At 64.1% G+C, this 14,855-nt stretch carries 14 protein-coding genes; all 14 read left to right on the top strand.

The genetic code is table 11. The features are described 5' to 3' along the window. Positions 1-26: 26 nt before the first annotated feature. The 14 genes from nuoE to C4B30_RS23805 all read left to right on the top strand — a co-directional run bounded on the left by nuoE (position 27) and on the right by C4B30_RS23805 (position 14,842). Positions 27-512 carry an NADH-quinone oxidoreductase subunit NuoE gene (gene nuoE / locus C4B30_RS23875; protein WP_027784983.1) on the top strand — a complete coding sequence of 162 codons (486 nt, stop codon included), beginning with the start codon at positions 27-29 and terminating at the stop codon, positions 510-512. Further along, the gene (gene nuoF, locus C4B30_RS23870) at positions 509-1,819 is read left to right on the top strand and encodes an NADH-quinone oxidoreductase subunit NuoF (RefSeq protein WP_027784982.1); all 1,311 of its coding nucleotides are present in this window, start codon (positions 509-511) and stop codon (positions 1,817-1,819) included. The genes nuoE and nuoF overlap by 4 nt, the downstream gene beginning before the upstream one ends. An 82-nt stretch (positions 1,820-1,901) precedes the next feature. Next, a complete protein-coding gene (nuoG, locus tag C4B30_RS23865) occupies positions 1,902-4,232 on the top strand; it encodes an NADH-quinone oxidoreductase subunit NuoG (RefSeq protein WP_027784981.1) in 2,331 nt (776 codons plus the stop codon). Beyond that, on the top strand, positions 4,233-5,300 hold the full coding sequence (gene nuoH, locus C4B30_RS23860) for an NADH-quinone oxidoreductase subunit NuoH (RefSeq protein WP_027784980.1): 1,068 nt from the start codon (positions 4,233-4,235) through the stop codon (positions 5,298-5,300). A gap of 15 nt (positions 5,301-5,315) precedes the next feature. Next, positions 5,316-5,804, top strand: coding sequence for an NADH-quinone oxidoreductase subunit NuoI (gene nuoI / locus C4B30_RS23855; RefSeq protein WP_006478270.1), 489 nt, complete (start codon positions 5,316-5,318; stop codon positions 5,802-5,804). Between the two features lie 105 nt (positions 5,805-5,909). Next, entirely contained in the window at positions 5,910-6,560 is a 651-nt protein-coding gene (locus C4B30_RS23850) for an NADH-quinone oxidoreductase subunit J (RefSeq protein WP_027784979.1), read from the top strand. A gap of 18 nt (positions 6,561-6,578) precedes the next feature. Next, the gene (gene nuoK, locus C4B30_RS23845; RefSeq protein WP_006478272.1) at positions 6,579-6,884 is read left to right on the top strand and encodes an NADH-quinone oxidoreductase subunit NuoK; all 306 of its coding nucleotides are present in this window, start codon (positions 6,579-6,581) and stop codon (positions 6,882-6,884) included. Between the two features lie 17 nt (positions 6,885-6,901). Beyond that, a complete protein-coding gene (nuoL, locus tag C4B30_RS23840; RefSeq protein ID WP_027784978.1) occupies positions 6,902-8,956 on the top strand; it encodes an NADH-quinone oxidoreductase subunit L in 2,055 nt (684 codons plus the stop codon). Positions 8,957-8,974: 18 nt separating this feature from the next. Continuing rightward, complete coding sequence (locus C4B30_RS23835) at positions 8,975-10,465, top strand: NADH-quinone oxidoreductase subunit M (protein WP_027784977.1); 1,491 nt, start codon at positions 8,975-8,977, stop codon at positions 10,463-10,465. A 39-nt stretch (positions 10,466-10,504) separates the two neighbouring features. Then, the gene (gene nuoN, locus C4B30_RS23830) at positions 10,505-11,959 is read left to right on the top strand and encodes an NADH-quinone oxidoreductase subunit NuoN (RefSeq protein WP_027784976.1); all 1,455 of its coding nucleotides are present in this window, start codon (positions 10,505-10,507) and stop codon (positions 11,957-11,959) included. Further along, a complete protein-coding gene (locus C4B30_RS23825; RefSeq protein ID WP_006478276.1) occupies positions 11,959-12,255 on the top strand; it encodes a DUF2818 family protein in 297 nt (98 codons plus the stop codon). The genes nuoN and C4B30_RS23825 overlap by 1 nt, the downstream gene beginning before the upstream one ends. A 39-nt stretch (positions 12,256-12,294) precedes the next feature. Then, complete coding sequence (locus C4B30_RS23820; RefSeq protein ID WP_027784975.1) at positions 12,295-12,885, top strand: NUDIX domain-containing protein; 591 nt, start codon at positions 12,295-12,297, stop codon at positions 12,883-12,885. 136 nt (positions 12,886-13,021) lie between these two features. Further along, the gene (locus C4B30_RS23815) at positions 13,022-13,444 is read left to right on the top strand and encodes a DUF1178 family protein (protein ID WP_006478278.1); all 423 of its coding nucleotides are present in this window, start codon (positions 13,022-13,024) and stop codon (positions 13,442-13,444) included. Between the two features lie 201 nt (positions 13,445-13,645). Continuing rightward, positions 13,646-14,842: an acyl-CoA dehydrogenase family protein gene (locus C4B30_RS23805; protein ID WP_027784974.1), complete on the top strand. Its 1,197-nt coding sequence runs from the start codon at positions 13,646-13,648 to the stop codon at positions 14,840-14,842. Positions 14,843-14,855: the final 13 nt, after the last annotated feature.

Raw genomic sequence — 14,855 nt, 5'->3', positions numbered from 1 at the left:
AGGAATTGAAAGAGTCGTGTCTGAAAATGATCTCAGCTGAAGGCCTGAAGGAAATCGATCGAGCGTTGACGAAGTATCCCGCCGATCAGAAACAGTCCGCCGTGATGTCGGCGTTGGCCGTTGCTCAGGAAGAGCACGGCTGGCTGTCGCCCGAACTGATGCAGTTCGTCGCGGACTATCTCGGCATGCCGGCCGTTGCCGTGCAGGAAGTCGCGACGTTCTACACGATGTACGAGCTCAAACCGGTCGGCAAGCACAAGATCACGCTCTGCACGAACCTGCCGTGCCAGCTCGGCCCGCACGGCGGCGCGGAAGCGGCTGCCGACTACCTGAAACAGAAGCTGGGCATCGGCTTCGGCGAGACCACGCCTGACGGCAAGTTCACGCTGAAGGAAGGCGAATGCATGGGCTCGTGCGGCGATGCGCCGGTGCTGCTGGTGAACAATCACAGAATGTGCAGCTTCATGAGCCGCGAGAAGATCGACCAGCTGCTTGAGGAGCTCTCGAAATGACGTCCCTCCACGACCGTCACATCAAACCGCTGATCCTCGCTGGTCTGAACGGCGAGAACTGGCACCTCGAAGACTACGTTGCGCGCGGCGGCTACAAGCAGCTGCGCCGCATTCTCGAAGAAAAGATTTCGCCCGAGCAGGTGATCGCCGACGTGAAGGCGTCGGGCCTGCGCGGCCGCGGCGGTGCGGGTTTCCCGACCGGCCTGAAATGGAGCTTCATGCCGCGCCAGTTCCCGGGGCAGAAGTATCTCGTCTGCAATTCGGACGAAGGCGAGCCGGGCACGTTCAAGGATCGCGACATCCTGCGCTGGAACCCGCACGCGCTGATCGAAGGCATGGCCATCGGCGCGTACGCGATGGGCATCACCGTCGGCTACAACTACATCCACGGCGAAATCTTCGAAGTGTATCGACGCTTCGAAGCCGCGCTCGATGAAGCGCGCGCGGCCGGGTTCCTCGGCGACAACATCATGGGCTCGGAATTCTCGTTCCAGCTGCACGCGCACCACGGTTACGGCGCGTACATCTGCGGCGAGGAAACGGCGCTGCTCGAGTCGCTCGAAGGCAAGAAGGGCCAGCCGCGCTTCAAGCCGCCGTTCCCGGCGAGCTTCGGCGTGTACGGCAAGCCGACCACGATCAACAACACCGAGACGTTCGCGGCGGTGCCGTTCCTGCTGTCCATCGGGCCGCAGAATTACCTCGAGATCGGCAAGCCGAACAACGGCGGCACGAAGATTTTCTCGGTGTCGGGCGACGTCGAGCGTCCGGGCAACTACGAAGTGCCGCTCGGCACGCCGTTCGCGACGCTGATGGAGCTCGCCGGCGGGATGCGCGGCGGCAGGAAGATCAAGGCCGTGATTCCGGGCGGTTCGTCGGCGCCGGTGATCCCGGGCGACATCATGATGCAGACCGATCTCGACTACGACGCGATCGCGAAGGCGGGCTCGATGCTCGGTTCCGGCGCGGTGATCGTGATGGACGAGACGCGCTGCATGGTGCGCTCGCTGCTGCGCCTGTCGTACTTCTACTACGAGGAATCGTGCGGTCAGTGCACGCCGTGCCGCGAAGGCACCGGCTGGCTGTATCGCGTCGTGAACCGTATCGAGCACGGCGAAGGGCGTCAGGAAGATCTGGACCTGCTGAACTCGGTGGCCGAGAACATCATGGGCCGCACGATCTGTGCGCTCGGCGATGCGGCGGCGATGCCGGTGCGCGGGATGCTCAAGCACTACTGGGACGAATTCGCGTACCACGTCGAGCACAAGCACTGCATGGTCGGCGGCCACGCGCACGCGGCGGCGGCCTGAAGCGAACCCGATTGCGGAATTTGAGCGCACGGTCGGGCGAAGGCGCGAACGGGCGGAAATAGGTTAAGGACCATTCACCATCATGGTTGAACTTGAAATAGACGGCAAGAAGGTCGAGGTGCCCGAAGGCAGCATGGTGATCCAGGCTGCGCACAAGGCGGATACGTACATTCCTCACTTCTGCTATCACAAGAAACTGTCGGTTGCGGCCAACTGCCGGATGTGTCTCGTCGAAGTCGAGAAGATGCCGAAGGCCGTGCCTGCCTGCGCGACCCCCGTGTCGGCCGGCATGATCGTCCGCACGCAGTCCGACAAGGCTGTGAAGGCGCAGCAGTCGGTGATGGAATTCCTCCTCATCAATCACCCGCTCGATTGCCCGATCTGCGATCAGGGCGGCGAATGCCAGCTGCAGGATCTGGCGGTCGGCTACGGCAAGTCGTCGTCGCGCTACTCGGAAGAAAAGCGCGTGGTGTTCCACAAGAACGTGGGCCCGCTGATCTCGATGGAAGAAATGTCGCGCTGCATCCACTGCACGCGCTGCGTCCGCTTCGGCCAGGAAATTGCCGGCGTGATGGAGTTCGGCATGCTGGGCCGCGGCGAGCATTCGGAAATCACGACGTTCGTCGGCAAGACGGTCGACTCCGAAATGTCGGGCAACATGATCGACCTGTGCCCGGTCGGCGCGCTGACCAGCAAGCCGTTCCGCTACAGCGCCCGTACGTGGGAACTGTCGCGCCGCAGGTCGGTGAGCCCGCACGATTCCGTCGGCGCGAACCTCGTCGTGCAGGTGAAGAACAATCGCGTGATGCGCGTGCTGCCGTTCGAGAACGAAGCAATCAACGAGTGCTGGATCTCGGACAAGGACCGCTTCTCGTATGAAGGCCTCAACAGCGAAGAGCGCCTGACGAAGCCGATGCTGAAGCAGGGCGGCCAGTGGATCGAGACCGACTGGCAGACCGCGCTCGAATACGTCGCGAAGGGCCTGAAGGGCATCGCCGCGGATCACGGCGCGAACGCGCTGGCGATGCTCGCGAGCGCGCACAGCACCGCGGAAGAGCTGTTCCTCGTGAAGCAGCTCGCCAACGAACTGAAGACGCCGAACGTCGACTTCCGTCTGCGTCAGCAGGATTTCTCGGCGCCGGTCCAGGGCGCGCCGTGGCTCGGCATGCCGATCGCCGACCTGTCGAACGTGGACGCCGCGTTCGTCGTCGGTTCGTTCCTGCGCCGCGACCACCCGCTGTTCGCAGCGCGCCTGCGTCAGGCTGCGAAGAACGGCGCGAAGCTGCACTTCCTGCACGCGACCGGTGACGATTCGCTGATCCCGAGCGCGCAACGCATCGTCGCCGCGCCGTCCGCATGGCTCGACGAGCTGGCCGGCATCGCCGCGGCCGTCGCGCAACTGCGCGGCGTCGCGCTGCCCGACGCGCTCGCAGGCGTCGCCGCATCGCCGGCCGCGCAAGCCGTCGCGCAGTCGCTCGCGAACGGCGAACGCCGCGCGGTGCTGCTCGGCAACGTCGCGGTCCGTCATCCGCAATTCGCGAAGCTGCACGCCGTCGCCCAGTGGATCGCCGACAACACCGGCGCCACGTTCGGCTTCCTGACGGAAGCGGCGAACACGGTCGGCGCGCACGTCGTCGGCGCACTGCCGGGCGAAGGCGGCCTGAACGCACGCGAAGCGTTCGCGCAGCCGCGCAAGGGCTACGTGCTGCTGAACGTCGAACCTGAATTCGACACCGCCGATCCGGCGCAGGCACTGGCCGCGCTGAACCAGGCGGAGATGGTCGTCGTGATGTCGCCGTTCAAGCACGGCCTCGACTACGCCGACGTGCTGCTGCCGGTGGCGCCGTTCACGGAAACGGCCGGTACGTTCGTCAACGCCGAAGGCACCGTGCAGGGCTTCAACGGCGTCGTGCGCCCGCTGGGCGACACGCGTCCGGGCTGGAAGGTGTTGCGCGTGCTCGGCAGCCTGCTCGGCCTGCCGAACTTCGAATACGAGACCGCGGAAGAAGTGCGGGTCGCCGCGCTCGGCGACGCCGGCGTCGCGGGCCGTCTGTCGAACCGGACGTCGGTCGCGCCGGCTCGTGCCGCGGCGAATGCCGCGAACGGCGGTTTCGAGCGCCTGGCCGACGTGCCGATCTATCACGCCGACGCGCTCGTGCGCCGCGCAGGTGCACTGCACCTGACGGCCGCCGCGAAGGCGGCGAACGCCGCAGCCCTGCCGGCCGCGCTGTTCGACAAGCTGGGCTTGAAGGAAGGCGACGCCGTGCGCGTGCGCCAGGGCGAGCGTGCGGTGCAGTTGCCGGCCGTGCGCGACGCGAATCTTGCGGAGACGGTCGTTCGCGTGTCGGCGGCGACGCCTGCCGGCGCAGCGCTCGGCAGCCTGTCCGGTGAACTGGTGGTGGAGAAGGCGTAAATGAGCTTGTTCGATACGATCAACGCGGGCGGGGCCGAGCTTCTCGGCTTCGCGTGGCCGACGGTGTGGGCAGTCGTGCGCATCCTCGTCGTCTCCGTCGTCATCCTGCTGTGCGTCGCGTACCTGATTCTGTGGGAACGCAAGCTGATCGGCTGGATGCACGTGCGTCTCGGCCCGAACCGCGTCGGCCCCGGTGGCCTGCTGCAGCCGATCGCCGACGTGCTGAAGCTGCTGCTGAAGGAAGTCATTCAGCCGAGCGCCGCCAGCCGCTGGCTGTACCTGATTGCGCCGGTCATGACCGTCGTGCCGGCGTTCGCCGTGTGGGCCGTGATTCCGTTCCAGGCCGAGGCCGTTCTCGCGAACGTGAACGCGGGCCTGCTGTACGCGATGGCGATCTCGTCGATCGGCGTGTACGCGGTGATTCTCGCGGGCTGGGCGTCGAACTCGAAGTACGCGTTCCTCGGCGCGATGCGCGCCGCGGCACAGATGGTGTCGTACGAAATCTCGATGGGCTTCGCGCTGGTGCTCGTGCTGATGACCGCCGGCAGCCTGAACCTGTCGGAAATCGTCGGTTCGCAACAGCACGGCTTCTTCGCCGGCCACGGCGTGAATTTCCTGTCGTGGAACTGGCTGCCGCTCCTGCCGGCGTTCGTCGTCTACTTCATCTCGGGCATCGCCGAAACGAACCGTCACCCGTTCGACGTGGTGGAAGGGGAGTCGGAGATCGTCGCGGGTCACATGATCGATTACTCGGGCATGGCGTTCGCGCTGTTCTTCCTCGCCGAGTACATCAACATGATCGTGATCTCGGCGCTGGCGGCGACGCTGTTCCTCGGCGGCTGGGACGCGCCGTTCGAATTCCTGTCGTTCATTCCGGGCATCTTCTGGCTGGTGCTGAAGGTCTTCGCGCTGCTGTCGGTGTTCATCTGGGTGCGCGCGACGTTCCCGCGCTACCGTTACGACCAGATCATGCGTCTGGGCTGGAAGATGTTCCTGCCCGTCACGGTGGTCTGGGTGATCGTGGTCGGCTTCTGGATGATGTCGCCGCTGAACATCTGGGCGAAGTAAAGATCGGACGAAATCATGACGGCTATCCAACACTTCTTTAAGACTTTCTTCCTGACCGAGCTGCTGAAGGGGCTCGCGCTGACCGGTCGTTACACGTTCAAGCGCAAGTTCACCGTGCAGTTCCCGGAAGAGAAGACCCCGATCTCGCCGCGTTTCCGCGGGCTGCATGCACTGCGCCGCTACGAGAACGGCGAAGAGCGCTGCATCGCGTGCAAGCTGTGCGAGGCCGTGTGCCCCGCGCTGGCGATCACGATCGAATCGGAAACGCGCGCGGACAACACGCGCCGCACGACGCGCTACGACATCGACCTGACGAAGTGCATCTTCTGCGGTTTCTGCGAAGAAAGCTGCCCGGTCGATTCGATCGTCGAGACGCAGATTCTCGAGTACCACGGCGAAAAGCGCGGCGACCTGTATTTCACGAAGGAAATGCTGCTCGCGGTGGGCGATCGCTACGAGAAGGACATCGCCGCGGCGAAGGCTGCCGACGCGCCGTATCGTTGATTGTGTTTGCAGTGCCGGCCCGGCATGAACGGGCCGAGCCGCCGCGACGGGTGCGGGCGTCCCGCAAGCCGCGCCTGACTATGGCCTAACGATGAACCGGTAATCATGGAATTCACGACCGTACTGTTCTACATCTTCGCGCTGCTCCTGGTGGTATCAGGGCTGAAGGTGATCACTTCGCGCAACCCGGTGGCGTCTGCGCTTTTCCTTGTGCTGGCGTTCTTCAACGCCGCCGCGATCTGGATGCTGCTGGAAGCGGAATTCCTCGCGATCCTGCTGGTTCTGGTCTACGTGGGCGCGGTGATGGTGCTGTTCCTGTTCGTCGTGATGATGCTGGACATCAACATCGACTACCTGCGCCGCGACTTCAAGCGCTTCGTGCCGATGGCAACCGTGGTCGGCGCGATCATCGTGATCGAAACCGCGCTGATCCTGTGGCGCGGTTACGGCGACACGCACACCGTGCATGCGATGGCGACGGGCGAGATGGCCAACTGGTCGAATACGCGCCTGATCGGCAAGGTGATCTACACCGACTACATCTTCGCGTTCGAAATCGCCGGCCTCGTGCTGCTGGTCGCGATCATTGCCGCGATCGGGCTGACCGAGCGCAAGGGCAAGGACAGCAAGCGCCAGCGCGTGTCGGATCAGGTCAAGGTGCGCCGCAACGACCGCGTGCGCCTCGTGAAGATGGAAGCGGACAAGCCGGAGCCGGAAACGGCGCAAAGCGAACCCGGTTCGGGCACCAACGGCTAAGCGGAGGAAAAGAAAACCATGCTGACTCTTGCTCACTACCTTGTGCTCGGCGCGATCCTGTTCGCGATCGCGATCGTCGGGATCTTCCTGAACCGCCGTAACGTCATCATCATCCTGATGTCGATCGAACTGATGCTGCTGGCGGTGAACACCAACTTCGTCGCGTTCTCGCATTACCTCGGCGACGTGCACGGCCAGATCTTCGTGTTCTTCGTGCTGACCGTCGCCGCAGCGGAAGCCGCGATCGGTCTCGCCATTCTGGTGACCCTGTTCCGTAAGCTCGACACGATCAATGTCGAGGATCTCGATCAGCTCAAAGGTTAATTTCAGGCAACGCTGTTATGTCAACGACACTCAATGAAAACCTGCTGCTGGCGATTCCGCTCGCTCCGCTGGCCGGCTCGCTGATTGCGGGGCTGTTCGGGAACGCAGTCGGGCGCAAGGGCGCACATCGGATCACGATCCTCGGCGTATTGATCGCGTTCCTCCTGTCGGCGAAAGTCTTCTTCGACGTGATGGGCGGCGCAAGCTTCAACGCGACCGTCTACGAATGGATGAACGTCGGCTCGCTGAAGCTCGAAGTCGGCTTCCTCGTCGATTCGCTGACCGCGATGATGATGGTCGTCGTGACCTTCGTCTCGCTGATGGTGCACGTGTACACGATCGGCTACATGGCGGAGGAAGACGGCTACCAGCGCTTCTTCTCGTACATCTCGCTGTTCACGTTCTCGATGCTGATGCTCGTGATGAGCAACAACTTCCTGCAGCTGTTCTTCGGCTGGGAAGCGGTGGGTCTGGTGTCGTACCTGCTGATCGGCTTCTACTTCACGCGTGAGAGCGCGATCTACGCGAACATGAAGGCGTTCCTCGTGAACCGCGTGGGCGACTTCGGCTTCCTGCTCGGCATCGGCCTGCTGCTCGCGTTCGCCGGCTCGATGAACTACGGCGAAGTGTTCGCGAAGCGCGCGGAGCTCGCGAGCCTGCACTTCCCGGGCACCGACTGGGGCCTGCTGACCGTTGCCTGTATCTGCCTGTTCATCGGCGCGATGGGCAAGTCGGCGCAGTTCCCGCTGCACGTGTGGCTGCCGGACTCGATGGAAGGCCCGACCCCGATCTCGGCGCTGATTCACGCGGCGACGATGGTGACGGCCGGCATCTTCATGGTGTCGCGCATGTCGCCGCTGTTCGAACTGTCGGATACCGCGCTGTCGTTCATCACGGTGATCGGCGCGATCACGGCGCTCTTCATGGGCTTCCTCGGCATCGTCCAGAACGACATCAAGCGCGTGGTCGCGTACTCGACGCTGTCGCAGCTCGGCTACATGACCGTCGCGCTCGGCGTGTCCGCCTATCCGGTCGCCGTGTTCCACCTGATGACGCACGCGTTCTTCAAGGCGCTGCTGTTCCTCGGCGCCGGCTCGGTCATCATGGGCATGCACCACGACCAGGACATGCGCAACATGGGCGGCCTGCGCAAGTACATGCCGATCACGTGGATCACGTCGCTCGTCGGTTCGCTCGCGCTGATCGGTACGCCGTTCTTCTCGGGTTTCTACTCGAAGGACTCGATCATCGACGCGGTGAAGCTGTCGCACCTGCCGGGTTCGGGCTTCGCGTACTTCGCGGTCGTCGCGAGCGTGTTCGTCACGGCGCTGTACTCGTTCCGCATGTACTTCCTGGTGTTCCACGGCGAAGAGCGCTTCCGCAATCCGAAGCATCCGGAATCGCCGATGGGCATGGCGGCCGCGCACGGCCACGACGATCACGGCCATGGCCACGGTCATGACGACCACGCGCACGAGCCGCACGAGACCCCGTGGGTCGTGTGGGTGCCGCTGGTCCTGCTGGCGATCCCGTCGGTGATCATCGGCGCGATCGCGGTCAGCCCGATGCTGTTCGGCGACTTCTTCCAGCACGGCGTCGCATTCGACAAGGTGATCTTCATCGGCGAAAACCATCCGGCGCTCGCCGAGATGGCCGAAGAGTTCCATGGCTGGGTCGGCATGGGCCTGCACTCGGTGTCGGGCCTGCCGGTGTGGCTGGCGCTCGCCGGTGTCGTCGTCGCGTGGTTCCTGTATCTGAAGCGTCCGGAGCTGCCGGCGTCGATCCGCCGCGCGTTCGGCCCGATCTACACGCTGCTGGACAACAAGTACTACATGGACAAGATCAACGAAGTGGTGTTCGCCCGCGGTTCGGTGGCGATCGGCCGCGGCCTGTGGAAGGAGGGCGACGTCGTGGTGATCGACGGCCTCGTCAACGGCAGCGCCCGGTTCATCGGCTGGTTCGCCGGCGTGATCCGCTTCCTCCAATCCGGTTACATCTATCACTACGCGTTCGCCATGATCATCGGCATGCTGGGGCTCCTGACCCTGTTTGTAACGCTCGGCGGCAAATAAGGCGGGGGGACAACACTAATGCACGCTTTTCCGATTCTCAGTACCGCGATCTGGCTGCCGATCGTTTTCGGCCTCCTCGTGCTTGCGGTGGGTAACGACAAAAATCCGGGGACGGCCCGCTGGGTCGCGCTGATCGGTGCGCTGCTCGGCCTCGCGGTCACGCTCCCGCTGGTCACGGGCTTCGATTCGAGCACGGCGGCGCTGCAGTTCGTCGAGAAGTCGACCTGGATCGAACGCTTCGATATCTCGTATCACCTCGGCGTCGACGGCATCTCGATGTGGTTCGTCGTGCTGACCGCGCTGATCACGGTGATCGTCGTGATCGCCGCATGGGAAGTGATCACCGAGAACGTCGCGCAGTACCTCGCGGCGTTCCTGATCCTGTCCGGGATCATGATCGGCGTGTTCTCGGCGGCCGACGGCCTGCTGTTCTACGTGTTCTTCGAGGCGACCCTGATCCCGATGTACATCATCATCGGCGTGTGGGGCGGCCCGAACCGCGTGTATGCGGCGTTCAAGTTCTTCCTGTACACGCTGGCCGGTTCGCTGCTGATGCTGGTCGCGCTGATCTACCTGTACACGGAAACGCACTCGTTCGACCTCGCGACGTGGCAGAACGCGAAGATCGCGATGACGCCACAGATCCTGCTGTTCATCGCGTTCTTCCTCGCGTTCGCGGTGAAGGTGCCGATGTGGCCGGTGCACACGTGGTTGCCGGACGCGCACGTGGAAGCGCCGACGGGCGGCTCGGTCGTGCTGGCCGCGATCATGCTGAAGCTCGGCGCATACGGTTTCCTGCGCTTCTCGCTGCCGATCACGCCTGACGCGAGCCATTTCCTGGCGCCCGTCGTGATCACGCTGTCGCTGATCGCGGTGATCTACATCGGCCTCGTCGCGATGGTGCAGGCCGACATGAAGAAGCTGGTCGCGTATTCGTCGATCGCGCACATGGGCTTCGTCACGCTCGGCTTCTTCATCTTCAACCAGCTCGGCGTCGAAGGCGCGATCATCCAGATGATCTCGCACGGCTTCGTGTCGGGCGCGATGTTTCTCTGCATCGGCGTGCTGTACGACCGCGTGCACTCGCGCCAGATCGCCGATTACGGCGGTGTCGTGAACGTGATGCCGAAGTTCGCGGCATTCGCGATGCTGTTCTCGATGGCCAACTGCGGCCTGCCGGGTACGTCGGGTTTCGTCGGCGAGTTCATGGTGATCCTCGCGGCCGTCCAGTACAACTTCTGGATCGCATTCGGTGCGGCGTTCACGCTGATCCTCGGTGCGGCCTACACGCTGTGGATGTACAAGCGCGTGTATTTCGGCGCGGTGGCGAACGATCACGTTGCCAAGCTGAAGGACATCGGCCGTCGCGAATTCCTGATGCTGGCCGTGCTCGCCGCGTTCACGCTGCTGATGGGCCTGTATCCGAAGCCTTTCACCGACGTGATGCACGTTTCCGTGGAAAACCTCCTCTCCCACGTCGCGCAGTCGAAGCTGCCGCTGGCCCAGTAATCGCGAGCGGAGGAACTCAAGATCATGCAAAACGCCTCTATGAATGTCCTGTTGCCTGACGCGCTGGTGATGGCCGCCATCGTCGTCGCATGGCTGAACGACACCTTTACCGGTGCTTCCGGCCGCCGCCTGACCTATCTGATCGCGGTCGTTTCGTCGGTCGTCGCCGGCGCGTGGTTCGCGGTCCAGGCGCTCGACCCGCAGCAGTACTACTTCTTCTCGAAGATGGTCGTCGTCGACTCGTTCGCGAGCATGATGAAGGCCGTCGTGTCGTTCGGTTTCGCGGTCTCGCTCGTCTATTCGCGCAAGTACCTCGAAGACCGCGACATGTTCCGCGGCGACGTGTTCCTGCTCGGCATGTTCTCGCTGCTCGGCCAGCTGGTCATGGTGTCGGGCAACAACTTCCTGACGCTGTACCTCGGCCTCGAGCTGATGTCGCTGTCGCTGTACGCGGTCATCGCGCTGCGTCGCGATGCAGCGCAGTCGAGCGAAGCCGCGATGAAGTACTACGTGCTGGGCGCGCTCGCGTCGGGTTTCGTGCTGTACGGCATCTCGATGCTCTACGGCGCGACCGGCTCGCTCGAGCTCGGCGAAGTGTACAAGGCGGTCGGCGGCAACACCGACGCGGCCGTGCTGATGTTCGGCGTGGTCTTCATCGTCGCCGGTATCGCGTTCAAGCTCGGCGCCGTGCCGTTCCACATGTGGGTGCCGGACGTCTACCAGGGCGCACCGACCGCGATGACGCTGTTCGTCGGCGGCGGCCCGAAGGTTGCCGCGTTCGCGTGGGGCCTGCGCTTCCTGGTAATGGGCCTGCTGCCGCTCGCGCAGAACTGGCAGACCGCGCTCGTGATCCTCGCCGCGCTGTCGCTGATCGTCGGCAACATCACCGGTATCGTCCAGCGCAACATCAAGCGGATGCTCGCGTACTCGGCGATCTCGAACATGGGCTTCGTGCTGCTCGGCCTGCTCGCGGGCATCGTGAAGGGCGACGCGGCGGCACCGGCGAACGCGTACAGCTCGGCGATGTTCTACGCGATCGTCTACCTGATCACGACGCTCGGCTCGTTCGGCGTGGTGATGCTGCTCGCACGCCGCGATTTCGAAGCCGAAACGATCGACGACTTCAAGGGCCTCAACAAGCGCAGCCCGGTGTTCGCGTTCGTGATGATGGTCATGATGTTCTCGCTGGCCGGCATCCCGCCGACCGTCGGCTTCTACGCGAAGCTCGCCGTGCTCGAGGCGACCGTCAATGCGGGTCTCACGTGGCTCGCCGTGCTGGCCGTGATCACGTCGCTGTTCGGCGCGTTCTACTACCTGCGCATCGTCAAGCTGATGTACTTCGATGCCCCGCAGGATTCGACGCCGATCTCGGGCGATTTCTGCAAGCGCACGATCCTCGTGCTGAATGGCCTGGCGGTCGTCGTGCTCGGCCTGATCCCGAGCCCGCTGCTGACCGCCTGCCTGCAGGCAATCCGTCACACGCTGCCGCTGTAATGTCGGCAGCCGGCTGGTTCATCGTGCTGTTGGCGCTCGTATGCGCCAACCTGCCGTTCCTGAACCAACGCCTCTTCGCCGTCGTGCCGTTCGGCGCGACGAAGAAGAATGCGTGGGTGCGGATCGGCGAGCTGATCGTGCTGTACTTCGTCGTCGGCGCGCTCGGCTTCTGGCTCGAGTCGCGCGCCGGCAACCGCTTCGAACAGGGCTGGCAGTTTTACGCGATCACGTTCAGTCTCTTCGTCGTGTTCGCGTTTCCCGGCTTCACGTTCCAGTATCTCGTCAAACGACGCTGACGGCTCCGGCCGTCCGTCGTGCTCATTCAGGAGCCGCCGATGGCCGAACTTCCCAATCACGACGCCGCACTGACCGAAACCTGCCTCGAGAGCGAGGCGATTTTCGAAGGCGCATTCCTCAAGCTCAAGCGCGACACCGTCCGTCTGCCGGACGGCAAGAAGGCCACGCGCGAATACGTGCAGCACCCGGGTGCGGTGATGGTGATCCCGCTGTTCGACGACGGCCGCGTGCTGATGGAAAGCCAGTTCCGCTATCCGATCGGCAAGGTGATGGCCGAATTTCCGGCCGGCAAGCTCGATCCGAACGAAGGCGCGCTCGCGTGCGCGGTGCGCGAGTTGCGCGAGGAAACGGGCTACACGGCGCGCGAATACGTGTTCCTGGCCCGCATTCATCCGATCATTTCCTATTCGACCGAATTCATCGACCTGTATCTCGCGCGCGGGCTGACGGCCGGCGAACGCAAGCTCGACGAAGGCGAATTCCTTGAAACCTTCACCGCGACGCTGGCCGACCTGCAGGAATGGGTGCGCACGGGCCAGATCACCGACGTGAAGACGATCATCGGCACGATGTGGCTCGACAAGGTGCTGTCCGGCACGTGGCCGCTCGGGCCGGTCGTCACGCCCTGAGCACGGCGTCGGCGGCGGCCGGAGCGCCGCGTTACAATTCCATGACGCGGCGCGCCCGTGCCGCGCGATCCGGATTTAGCACGATCGTTCACAAAACCGCTTTTTGCGCTACACTCGTCACACGCCCTGATTCAGCATGAAGGTCCTCGATTTACAGTGTCCGCACGGTCATCGGTTCGAAGGCTGGTTCGCTTCCGCCGATGAATTCGAAGCGCAGTTGTCCCGCAAGCTGGTCGAATGTCCGGTGTGCGGAACGACGGAGGTCAACCGTCTGCCGTCGGCGCCGCGCCTGAACCTGTCGGGCGCGACGCAGGCGCAGCCGGCCGATCCGCGTGCGCTGCAGGCGCAGGTGATGCGCGCGCTGCGCGAGGTGCTGGAGAAGACCGAGAACGTGGGCGAGCGCTTCGCCGAGGAAGCGCGGCGCATCCATTACAACGAGGCGCCGGCACGCAGCATTCGCGGCGTCACGACGCCGGAGGATGCGCAGTCCTTGGTCGAGGAAGGCATCGACGTGATGCCGCTGCCGATTCCAGCCGCGCTGAAAGAACCGCTGCAATAGCGTACGCAGTGTGTCCTTGCCGGGCCGGACGGTCGCGGCAAGCCTTGCATGGGATCAGTGTAGGCGCTGACGCGCCAACGCTGATCGACCGCGAAGCATGGGACCGGAGCAAGTGCTAAAGCACTCACTCCGGCCGACCGCGAAGCATGGGACCAGAGTAAGCGCTAAAGCGCTAACTCTGGTCGACAGGAGACACTGCGCATGGATCTGGATTATTCCCCCGCCGACGACGCGTTCCGCGCCGACGTCCGCGCCTGGCTCGAGGCCAACTTGCCTCACGCACTGCGCGCCAAGGTACTCGATCACAAACGACTCGACCGCGAGGATTTCGCGAGCTGGCACCGGATTCTCGGCCAGCGCGGCTGGTCCGCGCCTGCCTGGCCGGTCGAATATGGCGGGCCGGGCTGGAACGCGACGCAGCGGCACATCTGGGACGAGGAGTGCGCGCGGATCGGTGCGCCGACCGTGCTGCCGTTCGGGGTGTCGATGGTCGCGCCGGTCCTGATGAAATACGGCAGCGAAGCGCAGAAGCGCCACTATCTGCCGCGTATTCTCGACGGCTCGGACTGGTGGTGCCAGGGTTATTCGGAGCCGGGTTCCGGGTCCGACCTCGCGTCGCTGCGCACGCGCGCCGAGCGCCACGGCGATCACTACGTCGTCAACGGCCAGAAGACCTGGACCACGCTCGGCCAGTACGCCGACATGATGTTCTGCCTCGTGCGCACCGATCCGGCCGCGAAGAAGCAGGAGGGCATCTCGTTCCTGCTGATCGACATGAAGACGCCCGGCATCACCGTGCGCCCGATCGTGATGCTCGACGAGGACCACGAGGTCAACGAGGTGTTCTTCGAGGACGTGAAGGTGCCGGTCGAGAACCTCGTCGGCGACGAGAACCGCGGCTGGACCTACGCGAAATACCTGCTCGGCCACGAGCGCACCGGCATCGCGCGCGTCGGCGCGTCGAAGCGGGAGCTCGCGTTCCTGAAGCGGGTGGCGTCGAACCAGCGCAAGAACGGCAAGCCGTTGCTCGCCGATCCCGTGTTCGCCGCGAAGGTCGCGGCGCTCGAAGTCGAGTTGATGGCGCTGGAGGTGACGGTGCTGCGCGTCGTCAGCCGCGAGACGAGCGGCAAGGGGCCCGGCCCCGAGGCGTCGATGCTGAAGATCAAGGGCACCGAGGTGCAGCAGGCGCTCACCGAGCTGATGGTCGAAGCGATCGGCCCGCTGGCCGCTCCGTTCGACGTGCCGTTCCTCGACGGCGAGCGCGAACACAGCGTCGCGGGCGACGACGATGCGGCGCCGCTCGCCGCGTACTACTTCAATTACCGGAAGACGTCGATCTACGGCGGTTCGAACGAGATCCAGAAGAACATCATCGCGCAGATGATTCTGGGGCTGTGATCAGGGAACGGAG

The organism is Burkholderia sp. BE12, assembly GCF_002959955.1.
Lineage (GTDB): Bacteria > Pseudomonadota > Gammaproteobacteria > Burkholderiales > Burkholderiaceae > Burkholderia.
This window is presented reverse-complemented; position numbering and strand designations above follow the sequence as displayed.